Annotated in this window: 19 protein-coding genes; 5 read left to right on the top strand and 14 right to left on the bottom strand. The window is 33.6% G+C overall.

Annotated features, from left to right (window positions below):
* Positions 1-128: 128 nt before the first annotated feature.
* A complete protein-coding gene (locus KHA98_RS12735) occupies positions 129-1,376 on the top strand; it encodes a DEAD/DEAH box helicase (RefSeq protein ID WP_213258308.1) in 1,248 nt (415 codons plus the stop codon).
* On the opposite strand, the gene KHA98_RS12730 is transcribed toward KHA98_RS12735, so the two are convergent.
* The 3 genes from KHA98_RS12730 to aroC form a co-directional block, all read right to left on the bottom strand.
* Positions 1,373-3,463: a response regulator gene (locus KHA98_RS12730; RefSeq protein ID WP_317192576.1), complete on the bottom strand. Its 2,091-nt coding sequence runs from the start codon at positions 3,461-3,463 to the stop codon at positions 1,373-1,375. The two genes, KHA98_RS12735 and KHA98_RS12730, sit on opposite strands and share 4 nt — an antisense overlap.
* 231 nt (positions 3,464-3,694) lie before the next feature.
* Positions 3,695-4,975 carry a dicarboxylate/amino acid:cation symporter gene (locus tag KHA98_RS12725; protein WP_213258306.1) on the bottom strand — a complete coding sequence of 427 codons (1,281 nt, stop codon included), beginning with the start codon at positions 4,973-4,975 and terminating at the stop codon, positions 3,695-3,697.
* 52 nt (positions 4,976-5,027) lie between these two features.
* On the bottom strand, positions 5,028-6,086 hold the full coding sequence (gene aroC, locus KHA98_RS12720) for a chorismate synthase (RefSeq protein ID WP_213258305.1): 1,059 nt from the start codon (positions 6,084-6,086) through the stop codon (positions 5,028-5,030).
* Positions 6,087-6,272: 186 nt separating this feature from the next.
* On the opposite strand from aroC, the gene KHA98_RS12715 reads away from it, so the two are divergent.
* Both KHA98_RS12715 and KHA98_RS12710 read left to right on the top strand, forming a co-directional pair.
* Positions 6,273-7,103 (top strand): UDP-2,3-diacylglucosamine diphosphatase, encoded by an 831-nt coding sequence (locus tag KHA98_RS12715; protein WP_213258304.1) that lies wholly within the window; start codon positions 6,273-6,275, stop codon positions 7,101-7,103.
* A 152-nt stretch (positions 7,104-7,255) separates the two neighbouring features.
* A complete protein-coding gene (locus KHA98_RS12710; RefSeq protein WP_213258303.1) occupies positions 7,256-7,753 on the top strand; it encodes a hypothetical protein in 498 nt (165 codons plus the stop codon).
* Positions 7,754-7,827: 74 nt separating this feature from the next.
* Here KHA98_RS12710 and KHA98_RS12705 read toward each other — a convergent pair whose 3' ends face one another.
* The 7 genes from KHA98_RS12705 to KHA98_RS12675 all read right to left on the bottom strand — a co-directional run bounded on the left by KHA98_RS12705 (position 7,828) and on the right by KHA98_RS12675 (position 14,998).
* A complete protein-coding gene (locus KHA98_RS12705) occupies positions 7,828-8,250 on the bottom strand; it encodes a protease complex subunit PrcB family protein (protein WP_213258302.1) in 423 nt (140 codons plus the stop codon).
* Positions 8,251-8,277: 27 nt separating this feature from the next.
* On the bottom strand, positions 8,278-9,414 hold the full coding sequence (bshA, locus tag KHA98_RS12700) for an N-acetyl-alpha-D-glucosaminyl L-malate synthase BshA (RefSeq protein ID WP_213258301.1): 1,137 nt from the start codon (positions 9,412-9,414) through the stop codon (positions 8,278-8,280).
* Between the two features lie 613 nt (positions 9,415-10,027).
* Positions 10,028-10,510: an ABC transporter ATPase gene (locus KHA98_RS12695; RefSeq protein WP_213258300.1), complete on the bottom strand. Its 483-nt coding sequence runs from the start codon at positions 10,508-10,510 to the stop codon at positions 10,028-10,030.
* Between the two features lie 89 nt (positions 10,511-10,599).
* Entirely contained in the window at positions 10,600-11,391 is a 792-nt protein-coding gene (locus tag KHA98_RS12690) for a (Fe-S)-binding protein (protein WP_213258299.1), read from the bottom strand.
* A 117-nt stretch (positions 11,392-11,508) separates the two neighbouring features.
* A complete protein-coding gene (locus KHA98_RS12685; protein WP_213258298.1) occupies positions 11,509-12,849 on the bottom strand; it encodes a (Fe-S)-binding protein in 1,341 nt (446 codons plus the stop codon).
* A gap of 5 nt (positions 12,850-12,854) precedes the next feature.
* On the bottom strand, positions 12,855-13,820 hold the full coding sequence (locus KHA98_RS12680; protein WP_213258297.1) for an MlaD family protein: 966 nt from the start codon (positions 13,818-13,820) through the stop codon (positions 12,855-12,857).
* Between the two features lie 50 nt (positions 13,821-13,870).
* Positions 13,871-14,998 carry an N-acetylmuramoyl-L-alanine amidase family protein gene (locus KHA98_RS12675; protein ID WP_213258296.1) on the bottom strand — a complete coding sequence of 376 codons (1,128 nt, stop codon included), beginning with the start codon at positions 14,996-14,998 and terminating at the stop codon, positions 13,871-13,873.
* Between the two features lie 82 nt (positions 14,999-15,080).
* Between KHA98_RS12675 and KHA98_RS12670 the strand changes: the two genes are divergently transcribed.
* Positions 15,081-17,786, top strand: a complete 2,706-nt coding sequence (locus KHA98_RS12670) for a putative LPS assembly protein LptD (RefSeq protein WP_213258295.1) — start codon at positions 15,081-15,083, stop codon at positions 17,784-17,786.
* A 27-nt stretch (positions 17,787-17,813) separates the two neighbouring features.
* Positions 17,814-18,194 (top strand): Rid family detoxifying hydrolase, encoded by a 381-nt coding sequence (locus KHA98_RS12665; protein ID WP_213258294.1) that lies wholly within the window; start codon positions 17,814-17,816, stop codon positions 18,192-18,194.
* Here KHA98_RS12665 and KHA98_RS12660 read toward each other — a convergent pair.
* The 4 genes from KHA98_RS12660 to pfkA form a co-directional block, all read right to left on the bottom strand.
* The gene (locus KHA98_RS12660; RefSeq protein ID WP_213258393.1) at positions 18,175-18,549 is read right to left on the bottom strand and encodes a methylglyoxal synthase; all 375 of its coding nucleotides are present in this window, start codon (positions 18,547-18,549) and stop codon (positions 18,175-18,177) included. The genes KHA98_RS12665 and KHA98_RS12660 overlap by 20 nt on opposite strands.
* A 10-nt stretch (positions 18,550-18,559) precedes the next feature.
* Complete coding sequence (locus KHA98_RS12655; RefSeq protein WP_213258293.1) at positions 18,560-19,411, bottom strand: N-acetylglucosamine kinase; 852 nt, start codon at positions 19,409-19,411, stop codon at positions 18,560-18,562.
* 134 nt (positions 19,412-19,545) lie between these two features.
* Positions 19,546-20,550, bottom strand: coding sequence for a type I glyceraldehyde-3-phosphate dehydrogenase (gap, locus tag KHA98_RS12650; protein WP_213258292.1), 1,005 nt, complete (start codon positions 20,548-20,550; stop codon positions 19,546-19,548).
* Positions 20,551-20,647: 97 nt separating this feature from the next.
* Entirely contained in the window at positions 20,648-21,634 is a 987-nt protein-coding gene (pfkA, locus tag KHA98_RS12645) for a 6-phosphofructokinase (RefSeq protein ID WP_213258291.1), read from the bottom strand.
* Positions 21,635-21,761: the final 127 nt, after the last annotated feature.

Genomic DNA, 21,761 nt, shown 5'->3' with positions numbered 1-21,761 from the left:
TAAAACACAAGAGACTGAAAATCAATAGTTTTTCTAAATAAACTAAATTTCAATTAAAGGATTAACCGAATAAACCTATCTTTGCACAGAATTTTAGTACTTAAAACTAAATTCTTAATTCCTAAGATATGTTATTCGAAGATTTATCACTTTCAAAAAGTATACAAAAAGCTGTATTTGAAGAAGGCTACTTAAACCCCACTCCAATTCAGGAACAATCTATTCCGATCATTTTATCGGGCAGAGACTTAATTGGTTGTGCACAAACGGGTACCGGAAAAACTGCTGCATTTGCAATTCCAATTATACACCAGTTACACCGAATTGTAGGTTCGTCAAAAAAAGCAAAACAAATTCGTGCACTTGTTGTAACACCAACACGCGAACTTGCGGTACAAATTGGAGAAAGTTTTGACACTTATGGTAAATATACCAATTTAACGCAGTTGACCATTTTTGGAGGTGTTTCTCAAAATCCTCAGGTTGAAACCTTAAAAAAAGGAGTAGATATTCTAGTGGCAACACCAGGAAGATTACTTGATTTACACAAACAAGGATTTCTTGATTTTGACCACTTGCATACTTTAGTTTTAGACGAAGCCGATCAAATGCTTGATATGGGATTCATCAACGATGTAAAAAAGATCGTAAAGCTAACACCAAAAAACCGTCAGACTTTATTATTTTCTGCAACTATGCCAATTGCTATTCGCGAACTGGCTGAAATGTTTTTAAAAGATCCTGAAAAAGTTGAAGTTTCTCCAGTATCCTCAACAGCAGAAAATGTAGAACAACGCATTTATTTTGTAGATAAAACAGAAAAAAGAAACCTGCTTTATCATTTGATTAAAGAAGAAAATCTATCAAACGTTTTGGTTTTTTCAAGAACAAAACATGGAGCAGATAATGTTGTAAAAGCACTTCGTAAAAAAGATATTCCGGCTGAGGCAATTCACGGAGACAAATCACAAAACGCAAGACAACGTGTTTTAGACGCGTTCAAAAATAAAGAAGTTGGTGTTCTGGTCGCTACAGATATCGCAGCAAGAGGAATTGACATTGAACAATTACCTTATGTAATCAATTTTGATTTACCAAATATTCCGGAAACCTATGTACACCGTATTGGCCGTACAGGACGTGCAGGAAATGGTGGTATTGCAATTTCTTTTTGTGGAAAAGATGAACATCCTTACTGGAAAGACATTCAAAAACTAATAAAAGTGGATGTAAAAACTATTACAGATCATCCTTATCAATGGCATCAGGGAAGTCCGGAAGCCGGAGAGAAACCTAAAAGCTCAAACAGAAGCGGTGGCGCTCATAAATCGAGAAAATCAAATGCTTCTAAACAAAATAAAAAACGCTGGTATTAACCAGCGTTTTTTGCTTCTTCTATGAGGTAGCTTATAATTTTAAACAACTTAACCGGCTCAAATGGTTTAATGATAATATCATTTATTCCCGAGGAAATGGCTTCGTCTGTAATTTCATCTTTATCAAAAGCTGTCAATGCTACAATTGGAGTTTTAATTCCATTAAGACGAATTCTTTTTGTGGTTTCAAATCCATTCATTAAAGGCATATTTATATCCATTAAAATAAGATCAAAATGCTCCTTTTCCAGAATTTTTAATGCTCCGTAACCATCATCAACAACCTTACAGATATAATTATTTTTCTCAATAATTTTTTTTGTTACTAATTGATTAATGAGATTATCTTCGACAATTAAAATTTTATGAACTTCATTTGAAGTCAGATCAACTTCAATTTCATCTATAATTTTTTTAGTTCTCGCAGGGTCGTGTTCAAAAGGAATAACAAACGAAAATGAGGTTCCCTGACCCAAATCACTTTCAAGGGTAATTGTACTTCCAAAAAGCCCTAACAATCTCTTTACAATACTTAATCCCAGTCCGGTTCCCTGATAATCTTCATCTTTTCTGCCAACCTGAACAAATTTTTCAAAAATCTTCCCCTGATCTACAATTGCAATTCCCACTCCATTATCCTTAATCAAAAAATCAAGATAATGATTTTTCCCTACTACATGACTAAGAACGACCTTTACTTCAACTTCGCCGTCTTTTGTGAATTTCAGTGCATTACTAACTAAATTCATCAAAATCTGAGCTAACCTGAGTTTATCTCCGATCAGATATTCAGGAATTTCCGGATCGACATAAACATTCATTTTATTATTATTCTTCTGAGATAAAAATGAAAGTGAATTTTTGATCATCGTAATTTCATCTGAAATATTAAAAGTCAGATTTTCCAGAACAACTTTATTTTCTTCTATTTTATTAATCTGTAAAATATCATTGACAAGTGACAATAAATATCTTGCAGAAAATTTCAATGAACTCAGATGCGGACTTCTTGATAACTCTTTATGCTCCTCAAGCAACATATTTGTTATTCCGACCACACCATACAAAGGCGTACGCAATTCATGACTTATAGTCGAAATAAACTGCGTTTTAAGCAATGAGGCTTCCTCTGCTATTTCTTTTGCCTTTAGCAGCTCTAAATTGTGTTTCTTTTTAAATCTGATATTCTTGATTAGGGTTACAATCAAAAACAAAAGAATAAGTGAAATAAGAATAAACAGAATTACAATAATTCTTGATTTTTTTAAACTTTGATATTGCGAAATTTTCTCGTTCTCAATTTTATCAAGCTGTCTTTTATATTCATCAAGTTCAAGGTTAAAACCGGCTGTTGATGCTTTTTTTATTTTTTCGAGATTATATAATTCTTCTGTAATCCTGTTATAATCAGTAAGATTCTGATAGGCTTCCTTATACTTTTTAATTTTGGTCAGGAATTTAGAATATTCCAGATGCGCATAAGACAAGTCCGATTTTTCATCGCCACTATTACCTGCTGCAATTGCATTCAAAAAATAAGTATTGGCTTTATCATTTTCGTTCAGATAACTCGCATACATACCATTAAGCATCTGCACAATAACTTTTGTAGAGTCTCCACCATATTTTTCACTATTGCTGGTAATAAATTTTAAATAAGGATATCCTTCTTTAAAATTCCCAACATCAAAATAGGCCCAGGCAATATTTACGTTTGTAAAAAAAACCTGGCTCGGGTCATTAATTTTCAGACCGTATGCAATCGATTTTTTATAATAATGAATACCAATGTCAAATTGTTTCTTTTCAAAACAATACATGTTCCCCAGATTATTATAAATATTATATTTTATCGAATCATTGTCTGTCTTATTAGCATAGATTAAACTTTTCTGATAAAAAAAGATGGCTTTATCAACTTCAATTAATTCGTTGTAATTAGCCGCAATAATGGTATAGGCGCGCGAAATTAAAGCATTTGCTTTGATAGCTGTAGCAGAGTTTAAAGCTACACGGGAAGTAATTAGGGATTTTTCATAGTACGCCTCGCGATACTCTTGTAATGCCTGTTTTACAAGCTTGTCCACTTTACCTTCAGATAATTTTTCAGACTGCGCTGTGGCCGAATTGAAGTAACAATTCAGAACTATGAATAATAGAAAAAAAATCCGCATTCGGGGCATAAATCGGGAAATTTCTCAAATATACACTTAAAAATAAAAAGAAGCTGTATTTCATTTAAAAATACAGCTTCTTTAGCATTTGTTTATTCTTTTCAACCTAATACAAATCAATCAGATGACTTATATTAATTATATCTATTCCTGTATTTCGGTATTAATCTCTTTATCATTCTCCCATTGACCAACAACCGAAGTCGCCAAAGCATTACCTAAAACATTGGTTGCACTCCTAAACATATCACAAAAATGGTCAATTGGTAAAATTAGCGCAATTCCTTCAACCGGAATATCAAACATACCACAAGTAGCTGCAACAACAACCAAACTTGCTCTTGGCACCCCTGCAATACCTTTACTCGTTAACATTAAAACCAAAAGCATTACCATTTGAGTACCTATATCAAGGTGAACACCATAAAATTGTGCAATAAAAATACTGGCAAACGTCATGTACATCATACTTCCATCAAGGTTAAATGAATATCCTAATGGCAACATAAATGATACAATTTTATCTTTTACACCAAATTCTTCTAATTCCTCAGTCAATTTAGGAAAAACCGCTTCACTACTTGTTGTTCCAAAGGCAATTGCCAATGGTCCAGTGATACGTCTTAATAATTCAGTCATTCTTCCTTTTAAGAAAATATATCCAACTGCAATTAAAACCACCCATAATGTACTAATTCCAACTAAAAATGAACCGAAAAATTTAAAGTACGTAATAACCAATTCCTCTGCATCTCTAATAGCAAAAACACCTGCAATGGCTCCAAATACTCCAATTGGAGCGAAGTTCATTACATAGTTTACCATTTTTAAGACAATATGCGAGGCTTTATCTAAAGCATTAATAACTGGTTTAACCGGACTTCCTAATGAAGCTGCAGCCAATCCAAAAAAGATAGAAAAAATTACAATTTGTAAAATCTCATTGGTTGCCATTGCTTCAAAAATACTTTTAGGAACAATATGCTCTACAAAGTTTTCTACAGAAAGCGTTTTGGTTTTTGCAGTCACTTCAGATGCAGCAGCCATGTCAACATGATCTAATTTCAGACCTACTCCGGGCTGTAAAATATTCACATAAAACAAACCAATTAATAATGATATAAATGATGCAGTAAAAAACCAGCCTAAAGCTTTTCCTCCAATTCTACCTACTGTTTTTATATCTCCAAGTTTGGCAATTCCAACAACTAACGTAGTGAATACTAAAGGAGAAATAATCATTTGAACCAATCGGATAAAAATGGTTGCCAGCATTTTTATTTTATTACTAAACGATTGTGCTGCCTCCGGCGAAATATAATTATGTAATATGATTCCTAAAGTGGCACCAAGGACCATAGCGATAATAATCTGGCCTGTTAATCCTGAAAGAAATGATTTTTTTTTGGTTTCTGTAACTTGCATTAATTTTCTGTTTTAAATTAAAATATTAAGACCCTCACTGTCTTAATTTTTATTAATATGTTTTGTTGATTAAATAAAAATCAGCCAAAACAATCGCTGCCATTGCTTCAACAATTGGCACTGCGCGAGGTACTACACATGGATCATGACGACCTTTACCCGTCATTGGTGTAATATTTCCTTTATTATCTAATGAATCCTGAGTCTGCATAATAGTTGCAACAGGTTTAAAGGCTACTCTAAAATAAATATCCATTCCGTTGCTTATTCCACCCTGAATTCCTCCTGAAAGATTTGTTTTAGTAGTCCCGTCAGGATTATATAAATCATTATGTTCACTTCCTTTCATTTCAGAACCAGAAAAACCACTTCCGTATTCAAACCCTTTTACGGCATTAATAGAAAGCATTGCTTTTCCTAATTCGGCATGTAATTTATCAAAAACAGGTTCGCCTAAACCAACCGGAACATTTTGAATAACGCATGAAACAACACCACCAACAGTATCTCCCTGTTTGCGGATATCACGAATATATTCTTCCATAATCGCAGCCGATTTTTCGTCAGGACAACGAACCGGATTACTTTCTATTTTTGAAAAATCTAATTCCTGATAAGGAGTATCTAAATGAATTGGACCAACAGAAGAAACGTAGGCATTAATTTTAATTTCTGGCAGCATTTGTTTTGCAATTGCGCCTGCTACTACTCTGCTTGCTGTTTCGCGTGCAGAACTTCTTCCTCCACCTCTATAGTCGCGGAAACCATATTTCTGATCATACACATAATCAGCGTGGCTTGGTCTGTAATTGTCTTTAATATGAGAATAATCGTCAGACTTTTGATTGGTATTTGGAATAATAAACCCAATTGGAGTACCGGTTGTTTTTCCTTCAAAAATCCCAGATAAAAACTGAACCGCATCCGGTTCTTTTCTTTGGGTTACAATTGCTGATTGTCCCGGTTTTCTTCGGGACATTTCAACTTCAATCGCTTCTAAATCAAGTTGTATTCCTGATGGACAACCGTCTATAATTCCGCCTAAAGCTTCACCATGAGATTCTCCGAATGTTGTAACTCTATATAATGTGCCGTAGCTATTTCCCGCCATGTTATTTGTTTTAGCAAATGTAAGTTTTATGAATTAAATTAAAAAATATAAAATTGTGATTATTAATTAAAGCTTAAACAGTTCAAAAATCATAATTTATTAAAATTGAGCGCAAATTGATAACCATTTGATAAAATAAATCTGAAAGGAGTTTCATTCATTTGCTAAACTTCAAATCAGTAAAAATTGAAAAAAAGAAACGTCGAGTTGGTCATTCTTTCAGATGTTCACTTAGGGACCTACGGAAGCCATGCCAAAGAACTAAACAACTACCTATCAAGCATTAAACCTAAAACATTAGTTTTAAATGGCGACATAATTGATGCCTGGCAATTTCGAAAATCTTATTTCCCAAAGGCTCATTTACGCGTTATACAACGCATCATCGGAATGGCATCTAAAGGAACAAAAGTCTATTATATTACCGGAAACCACGATGAGATTCTCCGAAAATTCAGCGATATGAATCTTGGGAATTTTTCACTTGTTGATAAATTAGTTTTAGAATTAGACGATAAAAAAGCCTGGATTTTTCACGGAGACGTCTTTGACGCTTCTGTACAACACTCCAAATGGATTGCAAAATTGGGTGGTTTAGGCTACGATTACTTAATATTATCCAACCGATTTGCAAACTGGTGCCTTTCTAAATTAGGACGCGAACCTTATTCTTTTTCTAAAAAAATAAAAGCCAGCGTAAAAAAAGCGGTAAAATTTATTTCTGATTTTGAGACCACAGCAACAGATCTTGCCATCGAAAAAAAATACGATTATGTAATTTGCGGTCATATTCATGAACCAAAAATTATTACCAAAGAAAACAAATACGGATCAACCTTATATCTGAATTCAGGTGACTGGGTTGAAAATTTAACTGCTTTAGAATACCACAAAAAGCGCTGGAAACTATATTCTTATGCTGAAAGTAATTTTACCGAAGAAGAAAATTTATTTGAAATGGAAGATAATCTAACCTCTCAACTACTTACTTCAATTATAGCAAAAAACAAATTATAATTCAACTGAAAGCCCTGAGCGCCAGATTTTATAGGATTTAGTCGATTTTTTTCTACTTAGAAATGTGAATTATATAACAATTTTCAAAAATTTTATACGTTATATACATAACTGTAATAATACATTTGAAAAAAATTAATTTAACCATTTTTATGAAGAAGATAATAGTATCTGCCATTATGCTTTTTGGTTTTGCATTTACGGCACAATCACAAGAAATTTCAAAAAACGCTTTAGGATTACGTTTAGGAGACAACAACGGATTTGGGGGTGAAGTATCATACCAATTAGGACTGAACCAAAAAAACAGACTTGAATTTGATTTAGGCTGGAGAAACAGCAGCGACGTTGACGCAATTAAAGCTGTTGCACTTTACCAATGGGTTTGGAACATTGACGGAGGATTTAACTGGTACGCTGGTGTTGGGGGTGGTTTAGCTGCCTGGGATCACGATTATTACAACAATAATTACAAATACAACGATAGCGGAACTTACGTTTTTGCTGCTGGAGATATTGGTATCGAATATAGATTTAAAGAAGTGCCAATTACACTTTCATTGGATGCAAGACCTGAAATTGGTTCTGGATATTATGATGATGACAATTTTGGATTTGACGTCGGATTTGGAGTTAAATTCAGATTCTAAATAAAAATAAAAAATAATTGTAAAAGAAAACCTGTCGCAATAACGACAGGTTTTTTTTTATCTAATTTAAGGAATTACTTAATAATAATCTCTTTTTTAGAATGTATTCTAACCACTGTATACGGATAAGTAATCACCTGCATTACCATTGCATCTGCAGCGGGATTGTTTTCTTTAACCGTAATAATAATATTCTTATCTGTTTCTTCAACTTTTTCTATACCAATAGTATAACCACCGGTATTTTTTTCGCCCATATTCAAAATAACATAATTAGAATTACTTATGTTATCCTGTTTCATTTTGTCGGCCAAAAGCGGGTCGTTTTCAAGCATTTTGATTTCATTTGGTTCTGTCAAAATCTCAAAAAACTTAATATTTCCTCCACCATCAGTTTGCTCTGTCAAAACTTCATACAAAGCAGTAGAACTAGTTGTTTTCTTAGCTCCGCAGGAAACCAAAACAAAAACTATTAAGATCGAAATTAATTTCTTCATTTAGATAAAATTTAAAAAATTATGATTTTAGTTTTTGTAGTCATCAATTGCTCTTTGATACAATGCCTCATACTTTGGAAGTATATTCTTAATATCAAACTTCTTGGCAACTTCTAATGCGTTTCTTTTAAATTCAAGCAAAGTTTCATCGTCTTTCAGAATTTTAATTGCGTTTGCAGCCATTTCTTCAACGTTTCCTACATTGCTTAAATACCCCGAAACACCATCAAAATTAACCTCCGGCAAACCACCTGAATTACTTGAAATCACAGGAACACCAAGCGCCATCGCTTCTAAAGCTGCCAAACCAAAACTTTCCGTTTCAGAAGGAAGCAGGAATAAATCAGTCATGCATAAAATCTTATCGATTTCATTACTGTTACCAAAGAAAATTACCTTGTCGTAAATCCCTAATTCCATACATAAAATTTCTGCCTTTTCTTTTTCCGGACCATCACCTACCATCATTAACTTAGCCGGCATTTCTTTCTGGATATTATAAAAAATCTTAATAATATCCGGAATACGTTTTACCTTTCTAAAATTACTGATATGAGTAATAATGCGTTCATTTTCTTTCGCCATCACATAACGATGACAAGGAGTATCTACATCTTTCTTAACTTTATCAAGCTCGATAAAATTCGGAATCACCTTAATTTTATTCTTGATTTTAAACAACTTCAAAGTATCATCTTTCAAACTTTGAGAAACCGAAGTCACATAATCTGATTTATTGATACTAAAAGTTACTGCAGGCTTATAAAAAGGATGATTTCCTACCAGCGTAATATCGGTACCATGAAGCGTCGTAATCATCGGAAGATCTATTCCTTCATTTTTCAGCATTTGCTTCGCCATATAACCCGCATAAGCGTGCGGAATTGCATAATGCACATGAAGTACTTCAATCTTATATAATTTCACCATATCAACCAATTTGCTCGATAAAGCCAATTCATAAGGCTGATAATGAAAAAGAGGATATTCAGGAACGTTTACTTCGTGATAATGAACATTTGGATTCAAAAGTGCCAACCTAACCGGCTGACTATAAGTAATAAAATGTATTTCGTGTCCGCGTCTGGCTAATTCAAGGCCTAACTCAGTGGCTACTACCCCACTACCACCAAACGTTGGATAACAAACTATAGCTATTTTCATGGATTAAATTTAATCTTACGAAAATACTCAAAAATCGTGGTTAAATAACCCTTTAAATTGTTAGATTTTTGTAAATATTGGATTCATCAGAGTATTAGATTGTTAGAATTCGAAACAAAAAATATTCTAACTTTTTATAAGGAGCACAAAAATCTGTTTTCAAAAGAAGTTCCGTCCCGCTGTCCGCTATATCTTTTATGGTCTCGTTAAAGAAACGAGACCATAAAAGGATGCCGCTTCCATCGGGGCTAGATAAGAAGATTTTATTTTCAAAAGTGAGTTTTTCTTGTTCTTTGTCATTCCGAGGAACGAGGAATCGCACTCGCTTATCGACAAAGAGAAGCACCAATCTTTGTCGAGTTTCTGGTGCGATTTCTCCTTACGTCGAAATGACAAGATTGCCATAAAACCAGAAACAATACAACCAAAAAGGACGCGAACGTAAATCCTATAACGTTCCTCTTTTTTCTAATTTTTTCACACATAACAAACCTGACAGGTTTTAAAAACCTGTCAGGTTTCAGACGTAAAAATTGAAACTTGAAACCTGAAACAAAACAAAAAAGGCATAAAACCTAAGTTTCATGCCTTTCAATTATACTAAAAATTTCTCTTAGAAAAATCTGCTGTGCCAACTATCGGCAGCAGGAACTTCCCACGATTCATTAAATTCCTCAATATTGTTTACAAGATTATTAAAAACAATCGTATTCTCAGATACCGATTTATCTTTAACCATCTTTTTAAAATCAATTAATGGCTTATGTGCAATATGCTCACCAAGTTTAAAAGTAACGTTCATTTTATCCAACAAATCAACATCATACTTTTTCTCCAAACTCTGAATAAATTCTACTGAACTATCAATAGAACATCCAGTTGCAGCCTGTACTTCCTGATTTACAGCTAATATTATAAAACGGTTGTATTTCAACAAAAACGAAGCTTCAAGACTTGTTCCGTGAGCCGCCCATTCTTCAACAAAAGCTTTTAAATCATTTTCAATTTCAGAAAATTCCCCATCAGAAAACTTTCTGTTCGATTGGTAAATCCAAATTCTTGATTCACCAGGTAAATTTTCAAAAGGTATATACATTTTATTTTTTTGTTTTTTTTTGTTTCAGGTTTAAAGTTTCAAGTTAAAAAACTCTGAACCTTTTCATCTTTGTTACTTTAAACCTCAGATTATAAATCTTGTGCGTTTGCAATTAATTCTGCGATATCCATTACTTTAACAGAGCCTTCTTTTTCCTGATGTTTAATACCATCGGTTAACATCGTATTACAGAACGGACAACCTGCAGCAATAATATCCGGTTTTACTTCCAGTGCATCTTCTGTACGAAGTACGTTTACTTCTTTATTTCCAGGTTCTGCATCTTTAAACATTTGTGCTCCTCCGGCTCCACAGCATAAACCGTTTGCTTTAGAACGTTTCATTTCAACTAACTCAACATCCAGTTTCTGAATTAAATCTCTTGGAGCTTCGTACACTTTATTTGCACGTCCTAAATAGCAAGGGTCGTGAAAAGTAATTTTTTTACCTTTAAACTGTCCGCCTTCTACAGTCAGTCTTCCATCATCAATCAATGATTTCAAAAATTCTGTATGATGAATAACTTCATAATGTCCACCTAATTCAGGATACTCATTTTTTAAAGTATTAAAACAATGCGGACAAGCCGTAACAATCTTTTTAGCCTCATATGCATTTAATACCTCGATGTTCATCATGGCCTGCATTTGAAACAAAAATTCATTTCCGGCACGTTTTGCAGGATCTCCGGTACAACTCTCTTCAGTACCTAAAACCGCAAATGAAACATTGGTACGATTTAAAATACGTACAAATGCTTTAGTAATTTTTTTTGCTCTATCATCAAAACTTCCGGCGCAACCAACCCAAAATAAAACTTCCGGTTGTACTCCCTGGGCTAGCATTTCAGCCATTGTTGGCACTACTAAACTTTCTGACATTTCTCTCACTTTTGTTAAATCGGCAATCGTTTTTTATCAAAGAAGAACAAAAACCAAAACCGAAATTATTTTTATTTAATCGATTAAACGGTTAAGCAACTAACCAATTAAACTTTTTTAATTCTCGTTTTTCCAGTTTAAACGGTCTTGTTGGCTGTATTGCCAAGGCGCTCCGTTATTTTCAATATTAGTCATCATTGCATTTAGTGACATAGGAGCAGCACTTTGTTCCATCACCAAATAACGACGCATATCCATAATAATAGACAACGGACTAATATTTACAGGACATTCTTCTACACAGGCATTACAAGATGTACAAGCCCACAATTCTTCTGGTGTAATATAGTCGTTTAATAATGTTTTATTATCCGGAACAAAAACACCTTTATTGGTATCAATATTTTTTCCAACTTCAGTCAGACGATCTCTTGTATCCATCATAATTTTACGAGGAGACAATTTCTTTCCTGTTTGATTTGCCGGACATGAAGACGTACAACGTCCACATTCTGTACAAGTATAAGCATTTAATAACTGAACCCAGTTTAAATCCTGAACATCGCTTGCTCCAAACTTAGCCGGTGCAGCATTTTCATCTGCTGGCGGAGCAGCAGCAAAAGGATCTGCATTTGGATCCATCATTAATTTCACTTCTTTGGTAACTGACTCCAAATTATCAAACTGACCTTCCGGTTTCAGGTTTGCAAAATAAGTATTCGGGAACGCTAAAAGAATATGCAAGTGCTTTGAAAAATATAAGTAGTTCATAAAAACTAAAATACCTACAATATGCAACCACCAAAATACTTCAAATAAAAGTCCAACTAATTCACTAGAGGTACCATTAAAAATTGGCGCCAAAAATTGACTTATTGGATAACTTCCCGCTTTATGAAAATGAGAATATCCGCCTGGAACATTTTGTAAATGCAAATCAGATGCATTCATTAATAAAAACAAAATCATCAAAACGGTTTCGAAATACAAAATATAATTTGCATCACTTCTCGGGAATCCGTCTAAGTCTTTATTAATAAAACGCTTTAGTCTTATTACATTTCTTCTAATCCAGAAAACAACTACAGCAAAAATTACCAGAATTGCCAATACTTCAAAAGAAGCAATCAGAATATCATAAACTACACCCAGATAAGGTGCGAAAATTCTATGCGTTCCGAACAATCCATCAATAATGATTTCAAGTAGTTCAATATTAATAATTACAAAACCTACATATACAAAGATATGTAGTATTCCGGCAACAGGGCGTCTCACCATTTTTGATTGTCCTAGAGCAATCAATGCCATGTTTTTCCAACGAGCTTTCGGATTATCTTTTCTATCAACATCAACTCCCAAATTAACGTTTCGGATGATTTTTTTTACGCTCGCTGCAAAAAAACCAAAACCTACTACAAGAAGTATGGCGAATAAAATATTATCTAAATAACTCATTCTTATTATTTTTTAGTATTTGAATTAGTATCTTCTGCAGGTGCTACATAAGGTTTGTTTTTCTTTCCGAAAAGCGAAACGTTTACATAACGAGTTGGATAAAGACGAACATCCTGCAATAATAACTCTAATTCTTTTGAAGTCTTAGCCAGATTATTATATAAAGCATCGTCATTTAATAATTTTCCTGCTGTACCTTTTCCTGAATTCAGATTAGTCATTAAACCATCAACTTTAGCTAAAGTCTGGTTTAAACTACGTACTGTTTTTCCTAAATCGGCTTTGTTTAAAGAATCAGATATTTTATTAAAATTACCCGTCATTTTATTCAGGTTTGTCACTGCGCTATTAATCTGACCTTTATTAGTATCTAAAATAGAATTTAAACTACCTGAAGCTTTATGGAATTGCTCCATTGTCTGACTCAACTCAGCTATCGTTTTCTTTAAGTTTTCCTGTGTATTCTTATCCAGTGTATTGTTTAATCCCGTAACAAGATTATCAATATTTAATAGCATTTTATCCAGTTTTTGCTGAATTGGCTCAATTTTACCTCCTAAAGATTCTGTTAATCCAAGTTCAACAGATCCTGCTAATGTCTGACCATCAACTATAGGGTCTTTATCTGCAAGATTTGGTATAATTTTAATTTGTTTCCCTCCAATTAAGCTTGGAGAATATAAAGCAGCCGTACTTGTTTTTGAGATTGGAAAATCTGTTTTTAACTGAAGTTCAACTAATAATTTACCTGTAGTTTCATTAATTGTAATCTTATTAACCTTACCAATTGACAATCCGTTTATGGTAACCGGTGCCGAAGATCCTAAATCTTCAACATTATCGTATTCTACATATAATGTTTTATAATTTGTAAAAAGGTCTCTGCCTTTTAAAAAACTATAGCCCCAAATAAATAATAAAATTGCCGCGATGACTAAAATAGCCGTTTTAATTTCTCTTGTTAGTTTCAAAATTCTAAGTGTTTGTACAAAAATAATATAAATATTCGAACTTGTGACTTTTATTTAGTCGCGTCCTGGATACTGATTTTTTCTCCATCTTTAGTTGCAATTAAAAATGCAGCACCATATCCTTTACCTTTAGCTTCTTGCAAATATTTCTTTGCTGCTTCGTAATCTGAAGTTTCCTGATAGAAATATTTATAAATATTATTCTCATAAAGCATCGTTACGTTTTTTAAACCTTTGAAGTTTTTTGGGTCCAAAGGGGTTTTCTTGATACTTGCAATAAGCTGTACTTTAAAAAACGTTCCTTTTACAGCATTTTTAGCTGCTGTTGTCGGCTCTGTAGCTTTTGGCTTTTTAGGAGTTGATGTATCTTTTGCTGGTCTTACATCTGCCAATTCCGGAACTCCTGAACCAAAATATTCGCTTTTATAACTTAAAATAGCCTCAGCAATAGCTTTTGCGATATCATCTTGTCCTTCTTCCGAATTCAGAATATTTCCTTCCGTTGGATTTGAAACAAACCCTGTTTCAACTAAAACCCTAGGCATATAAGCTTTATGAAGTACCATAAACGGTGCTTGCTTTACTCCGCCATGTCTCAATTTTTTCCCAAGTTTATCAAAGTTCTCCTCAATTTTACTTGCCAAAGAAATACTGTTATCTAAATACTCCTCCTGCATTAAAGTCATTCCAATCATTGATTCCGGAGAATTTGGATCGTAACCTTCATATTTACGTTTATAATCTTTCTCTAAAGTAATAACCGAGTTCTCTTTTTTCGCTGCTTCAAGATTCGATGCAACTTTACTCAAACCCATTACATATGTTTCTGTTCCGTCTGCTGCCGTATTTTTATTAGCATTACAATGTATTGACACGAAAATATTCGAATTTGCACGGTTAGCAATGTTGGCTCTTTCGACCAAATCAATAAAAACATCTGTTTTACGAGTGTAAATAACATTAACATTTGGACTAGCTTCCAATATTTTTCCCACTTTAAGTACAATTGCTAAGGCAATATTTTTTTCAATCCTGCCACTATAAACTGCTCCAAAATCGTGATCTCCGTGTCCCGCATCAAGTGTTACTTTAAAAACATTCCCCTGACTATAAGCACAAAAAGAAATTATCGTTAGAAAAAAACTAAAGAATAGCCTAGTTTTGTTAAATATGTTCATAAATCTAAAAGTTAATTTTAATAAAATGCAACTGCTATAATTTTTGCAATTGATTATTTTTGCCAAAAAATTATATGTAAGTTTGACATGTCAAAAAACAAGCCATACTTTTACAAAAATAGCATTTAAACCTTTGCATACAAACTTATTTAATATCGTTTTGTTATCATTTTTCCTAACTCTAGGATGTGGTAATGTATATTCGCAAGAGATAAAACCTAAAAAAAAGCCTTTATCAACTGTAAAACAATCAGATAAACAAAAAACTGCTACAGTTGACACTATTAAAGTAGACAGCATCAAACCTACTAAGACTTTTCTTGACGGAAAAGTAAAATACAAAGCTAAAGATTACGCTAAAATTGATCAGAAGAAAAAACTGATCACCTTATATAATGAAGCCGAGCTATATTATAAGGATGTAGAGCTAAAATCGGGTATAATTGTATTGGATTATGACAAAGATGAAGTTTATGCGGGAAGAATAAAGGATTCTGCCGGAGTTCTTGTTCAGTATCCAAATTTTAAACAAGGAGCCAGTGAAGTACAACCGGATTCTATTCGTTTTAACTTTAAAACAAAAAAAGCCTTAATATACAATTCAAGAACTGAACAAGGAGAATTTAAAATTAAAGCAGCTGTTACCAAAAAAGAAAATGACTCTGTTTATTTTTTAAGAGGAGCACGTTTTACAACTTCTAAAGATGTTGATAATCCGGAATATTATTTCCAGACTAACAGGGTAAAATTTGTTCCCGGAAAGAAAGTTGTTACCGGTTTAACCAATATGGTTATTGCTGACGTTCCTACTCCGCTTGCGCTTCCGTTTGCTTATTTTCCAATGAGTGAAGAAAAAAGTGTTTCCGGAATTATTATACCTAGTTATAATGACTCTAACACAAGAGGTTTTTCTTTACAAAATGGAGGTTACTATTTTGCTTTAAGCGATAATTATGACTTAACCGTTTTGGGGGATTATTATACAAATGGTAGTTACGCAATGCGTTTTGAATCTGCTTATGCGGCACGATATAAATACAGAGGTAACGTAAATATTCGTTTTGAAAATTTGATCAACAGCGAAAGAGGTTATCCGGATTATTCGAAACAAAACATTTACAACATTCAGTGGACACACTCTAAAGACACTAAATCAAGTCCGAATTCAAGTTTCTCTGCTTCCGTGAATATGGGTAGTAGTAAATACTTTAAGCAGTCTATTAATCAGGCCAACGTTGGATCTAACTTAAACAATACTTTAAGTTCCTCTATCTCATACAACAAAACCTTTAATACTATCCCGCAGGCAAGGATTTCCTTAACAGCAACACACTCACAAAATACCCAAACCGAAGTCATTAACATGACGCTTCCATCGCTTCAGGCAAGTATCGACCGTGTATATCCTTTTGTTGGAAAAGATGGTGTAAAAAAAGGGTTTATTAAAAACATCAACTTACAATATAATTTAAGTGGTAAAAACAATTTTATAACAACAGATTCTTTGTTCTTTAAACCTCAAATGTTTAGAGATGCACAAATTGGGATGCAACATACAATTCCGTTGAGTACAAACTTTAAATTATTCAAATATTTCAGTGCAGGAGCCTCTACCAACTATCAGGAAACGTGGGTTACCAAAACAATCGAAAAAAATTATGACGAAAGCGTAAACAAGGTAGTTACTACAACTGTGAATGGTTTTGACGCTTTTAGAACATACAATTTCAGCACCAATTTAGGAACCACAATTTATGGTACTTTTAATTTTGGTGATGACAAAAAAATTCAATCGATTCGTCACGTTATGCGTCCTTCTGTTACGTATGCCTATACGCCTAGTTTCGAAAAATACTACAACAGTTACGCTGTTGACGCTTCAGGACGAATTACCACAGAATACACTCGATTTGAAGGTGGTATTTATGGAGCGCCTGGAAAAGAAAACTCAAACATTGTTGGTTTTGCTTTAAGCAATACTTTTGAAGCAAAGGTCAGAGACAGCGACAGTACTAAAACTGAACCTAAGAAAATGATGTTGTTAAACAACTTAAATTTTAGTACCAGTTATAACTTTAATGCAGACGGAAAACAAGTTTTAGCATGGCAACCCTTACTTGTAAGTGGTGGAACTCAGTTTTTTGACAATAAAATGAATGTGAATTTTGGTGCTGTATTAGATCCTTATGCAATTGACAACTCAGGAACTAAAATAGACAAATTTAATATTGACAATGGTGGAAGTTTATTCAGAATGACGAGTGCCAATGTAACTTTAAATTACTCTTTCAGCAATAAGGGAACCAAGGATAAAGATCAAAAGAACACTCAAAGCCAACGGAACGGTGGACGTAATGATGATTTATTCGGAACAAATACAGATCTTAACGATAGCCGAAACAGTCAGTTTGCCAATGAGAAAGACGATGATACAGACGTTATAAGCGAGTTTTTTAGCTCGAAGCTTCCATGGGACATGACAATGGCTTACTCGCTAACCTACTCTAACGTAAACAGGGAGAATAAAATCACCGGAAACTCTATTATGATTTCTGCCAATATGGATATTACTCCAAAATGGAAAGGTGGAATTTCAACCGGTTACGACTTTGTACAAAAAGGAGTTACTTTTACACAATTCCGTTTTGAAAGAGACTTATTAAGCTGGAGAATGGCTTTTAACTGGACTCCTCTGGGAACAAACTCAAACTGGAACTTCTTTATTGGAATTAAATCTGGTGTCTTAAGTGATATCAAATGGAATAAACGAAGCACTTCTAATCGATAAACTACTTTCGAATAAAAATAATTCATTATGAAAAAAATCATCTTTACCGAAAAAGCCCCGGCTCCTATCGGTCCATACAATCAGGCTGTATTATCAGGAAATACGCTTTATGCTTCTGGACAAATCGCTATAAATCCAGCTTCTGGTGAGCTTGTAACGGATAACATCAACGACGAAACAAAACAAGTTATGGAAAACATTGCGGCAATTCTGGAAGCTGCAGACATGACTTTTGAAAACGTAGTTAAAGCAACAATCTTTATTATGGATATGAATAATTTTGGTGCAATAAATACGGTTTACGGATCTTTTTTTAACGAAAAAACCGCTCCAGCTCGTGAAACGGTTCAAGTGGCTTGTTTGCCAAAAAATGTAAATGTAGAGATCTCTATAATTGCAGTGCAATAGCATCTAATAATAATTGTGCCGTTGCTTCGTTTGTTGCCAGCGGCACATTATGTACATCGCAAACGCGAATTAACATATTAATATCAGCTTCATGTGGATGACTCGATAAAGGGTCTTTAAAAAAGAACACCATCTGAGTTATTCCCTCTGCCACTCTTCCGGCAATTTGTGCATCACCACCTAAAGGCCCCGAAAGCATTCTTTGCGTTTTAAATCCCGCTGCTTCCGCTTTTCCTCCGGTTGTTCCTGTACCAATAAGTTTAATCTTTTCATTATGCAGTACATCTGCATTTTTGATCAAAAAATCAATCAGATCAGCTTTTTTACCATCATGTGCAATGATCGCAATTTCCATAAATCCAGAACTATTGATTGGCAACATGGTACGCAATTAAACCATCAATTGGTCTTCTTAAAACATTTCCTAATTTAAGCTCATACTTATCAAAAGTCTCCTGCAATTCATCTTTTAGATAAAACGCAATAGAACCTACAAAATGAACTGGAATTTCTTTACAATTATCAAACTGCTTGATGTAGTTTTTAACGAAAGACTTCATTCCTTTGAAAATTATTTTTCTACAGAATTCTGTGTCTTTATGTTTGATTAAAAACTTAGCATAAGTTGCTAAATAAGCATTTGGATTTGGCTCTTTGTATAATTTGTTTTTAATAAAATCAGGATCAACGTCATACTCTTTTTCAAGTTCAACAGCCAATTCTTTAGGCATTTTATTAAAATAGTATTTTCTGATTAATTCTTTTCCAAAAACATTCCCGCTGCAATCATCCATTACGATATATCCTAATGATTGTACTTTTTGATGCAATACTTTACCATCAAAATAGCTGCAGTTAGAACCTGTTCCTAAGATTGATACAATTGCTTCTTCTCCTTTTGGAGTTGTAGCATATACAGCTGCATATGTATCTTCCTGAACATCTATAATTGCATTTGTAAAATAATCCTGGAAGATTATCTTTAAAGCTTGCTTCATACGATCAGTTCCACAACCAGCTCCGTAAAAAAACAAATGCGTTGCTTCTTTTTTATTTTGCAGAATATCAAAACGGTCGTTTAATCTTTCGATAATTTCCGGTCCGTCAAGAATTTCCGGGTTTAACCCTAAAGTTTGCGTGGTAAATAATACTTTTCCATTATCATCAATTGCAATCCAATCGGCTTTAGTAGATCCACTATCAACTATTAATTTCATTTTTATTTTAGTTTTTGGATTAGTTTTTCTTCATACAAAATAAAAAGTGTACTTTCTACATTAATTAAAGAAACAACAAAATAAGAAAAATCCCGTCACTTTTAAATAACGGGATTTTGCAAAAATATATAATATTATTTTAAACTTGCGATATGAACAGACAAATCAATTAATTTACTTGAATATCCGTACTCATTATCATACCAAGATACTAATTTAAAGAAAGTTGAATTTAAACCAATTCCTGCAGTAGCATCGATGATAGAAGTTCTTTTATCAGAAATAAAATCCTGAGAAACAACAGCATCTTCAGTATATCCTAAAATACCTTTTAATGAAGTTTCAGAAGCATTTTTCAACACAGCCATAATTTCTTCATAAGAAGTTTCTTTAGCCACTTTCACAGTTAAATCTACAGTAGAAACGTCAGCTGTAGGAACACGGAAAGCCATACCAGTTAATTTCCCGTTTAATTCAGGAATAACTTTTCCAACCGCTTTAGCAGCTCCTGTTGAAGAAGGAATGATATTGATTGCAGCAGCACGTCCACCTCTCCAGTCTTTTCTAGAAGGTCCGTCAGCAGTCATTTGAGTTGAAGTTGTAGCGTGAACTGTAGTCATTAAAGCCTCAACAATTCCGAAGTTATCATTGATAACTTTAGCTAAAGGTGCTAAACAGTTTGTAGTACAAGAAGCATTAGAAACAACTAAATCAGAAGCTTTTGCAGTTTCGTGGTTCACTCCCATTACAAACATTGGAGCATCTGCAGAAGGAGCAGAAATAATTACTTTTTTTGCACCACCTTTAATGTGCTCACTTGCAGTTTCGATAGTTGTGAAAATACCAGTACATTCAGCAACAACATCTACATCTACTTCATTCCATTTTAAGTCAGCAGGATTTCTTTCTGCAGTGATACGGATATTTCTTCCGTTTACATAAAGTTTTCCTTCTTTTACTTCTACAGTTCCATCAAAACGACCGTGAACTGAATCATATTTTAATAAATAAGCTAAGTGATCTACGTCTAATAAATCATTGATTGCAACAACCTCTACATTATCTCTATTGAAAGACTCTCTAAAAACGATTCTTCCGATACGTCCAAATCCGTTTATTCCTAATTTTACTTTTGACATTTTACTAATTTTTTGCTTTTGTTTTTATTATACTAATTCAAAGTCTAATTTCCTCACAATAAACTTCTCCCTTTTTAAACTTTTATATTTATATATATTATGTCGACATAATGTCAGACACTCTCAACAATTCTCTATCAATTTCAGATTTCCCTTTAATTGCTTGCTCAAGCGGAGTTAAAACCACTTTATCTTCTTTAAGTCCAACCATATAATTTGATTTTCCTTCAATTAAAGACTCAACTGCTTTTACACCCAAACGACTTGCTAAAACACGATCAAAACAAGATGGTGAACCACCACGCTGCATGTGTCCTAAAACAGAAACTCTAACGTCATATTCAGGCAAATTAGCCTCAACGTAATCCTTTAATTCGAATACGTTTTTACCAATTTTATCACCTTCAGCGATAACTACTATACTTGATGATTTTCCTGAAGCTTTACTTTTTTGAAGTGAGTCCAGTAATCTGTCCAGACCTAAATCTTCTTCAGGAATAAGGATTTCTTCGGCACCAGCACCAATACCAGCATTAAGAGCTATATGCCCTGCATCTCTACCCATAACCTCTACAAAAAACAGACGATTATGTGAACTTGCAGTATCTCTAATTTTATCAATACAATCCACAACAGTATTTAAGGCAGTATCATACCCAAGGGTAAAACTTGTTCCAAAAATATCATTATCAATTGTACCCGGAATTCCCATTACCGGGAAACCGAATTCTGAATTAAATAGTAATCCTCCGGTAAAACTTCCGTCTCCTCCAATAACAACAAGAGCATCAACTCCTGCTTTTAAAAGATTTTCGTGTGCTTTTTTTCTACCTTCCGGGGTTCTAAACTCAACAGAACGAGCCGATTTTAAGATCGTTCCACCTTTGTTTACAATATTATTAACGCTTCGAGGGCCCATTTCTTTAAAATCTCCTTCGATCATTCCTTGATACCCTCTATAAATTCCTATGCATTCTATATTATGATAAGCGCATGTTCGAACAACTGATCGTATTGCGGCATTCATTCCTGGGGAGTCTCCTCCTGATGTAAGAACACCAACTTTTTTTATTGTTTTTGGCATTATTTAAGTATTAAGTTGTAAAATTAGCAAACATTCACCACTTTTCGGGTTCTGATTATAATAAATTAATAAAATATGTTAAATTCAAACGTTTTCGTTAATAAGTTTTTCTGTAGCAAAAAATTCA

It is taken from the genome of Flavobacterium branchiicola, from assembly GCF_018383905.1.
GTDB lineage: Bacteria > Bacteroidota > Bacteroidia > Flavobacteriales > Flavobacteriaceae > Flavobacterium > Flavobacterium branchiicola.
This window is presented reverse-complemented; position numbering and strand designations above follow the sequence as displayed.

Bases quoted from the DNA above. Each gene is read 5' to 3' on its own strand.
- KHA98_RS12735 (WP_213258308.1), top strand. From the start codon at position 129: ATGTTATTCGAAGATTTATCACTTTCAAAAAGTATACAAAAAGCTGTA.
- KHA98_RS12725 (WP_213258306.1), bottom strand. From the start codon at position 4,975: ATGCAAGTTACAGAAACCAAAAAAAAATCATTTCTTTCAGGATTAACA.
- aroC (WP_213258305.1), bottom strand. From the start codon at position 6,086: ATGGCGGGAAATAGCTACGGCACATTATATAGAGTTACAACATTCGGA.
- KHA98_RS12710 (WP_213258303.1), top strand. From the start codon at position 7,256: ATGAAGAAGATAATAGTATCTGCCATTATGCTTTTTGGTTTTGCATTT.
- KHA98_RS12705 (WP_213258302.1), bottom strand. From the start codon at position 8,250: ATGAAGAAATTAATTTCGATCTTAATAGTTTTTGTTTTGGTTTCCTGC.
- bshA (WP_213258301.1), bottom strand. From the start codon at position 9,414: ATGAAAATAGCTATAGTTTGTTATCCAACGTTTGGTGGTAGTGGGGTA.
- KHA98_RS12695 (WP_213258300.1), bottom strand. From the start codon at position 10,510: ATGTATATACCTTTTGAAAATTTACCTGGTGAATCAAGAATTTGGATT.
- KHA98_RS12690 (WP_213258299.1), bottom strand. From the start codon at position 11,391: ATGTCAGAAAGTTTAGTAGTGCCAACAATGGCTGAAATGCTAGCCCAG.
- KHA98_RS12685 (WP_213258298.1), bottom strand. From the start codon at position 12,849: ATGAGTTATTTAGATAATATTTTATTCGCCATACTTCTTGTAGTAGGT.
- KHA98_RS12675 (WP_213258296.1), bottom strand. From the start codon at position 14,998: ATGAACATATTTAACAAAACTAGGCTATTCTTTAGTTTTTTTCTAACG.
- KHA98_RS12665 (WP_213258294.1), top strand. From the start codon at position 17,814: ATGAAAAAAATCATCTTTACCGAAAAAGCCCCGGCTCCTATCGGTCCA.
- KHA98_RS12660 (WP_213258393.1), bottom strand. From the start codon at position 18,549: ATGGAAATTGCGATCATTGCACATGATGGTAAAAAAGCTGATCTGATT.
- KHA98_RS12655 (WP_213258293.1), bottom strand. From the start codon at position 19,411: ATGAAATTAATAGTTGATAGTGGATCTACTAAAGCCGATTGGATTGCA.
- gap (WP_213258292.1), bottom strand. From the start codon at position 20,550: ATGTCAAAAGTAAAATTAGGAATAAACGGATTTGGACGTATCGGAAGA.
- pfkA (WP_213258291.1), bottom strand. From the start codon at position 21,634: ATGCCAAAAACAATAAAAAAAGTTGGTGTTCTTACATCAGGAGGAGAC.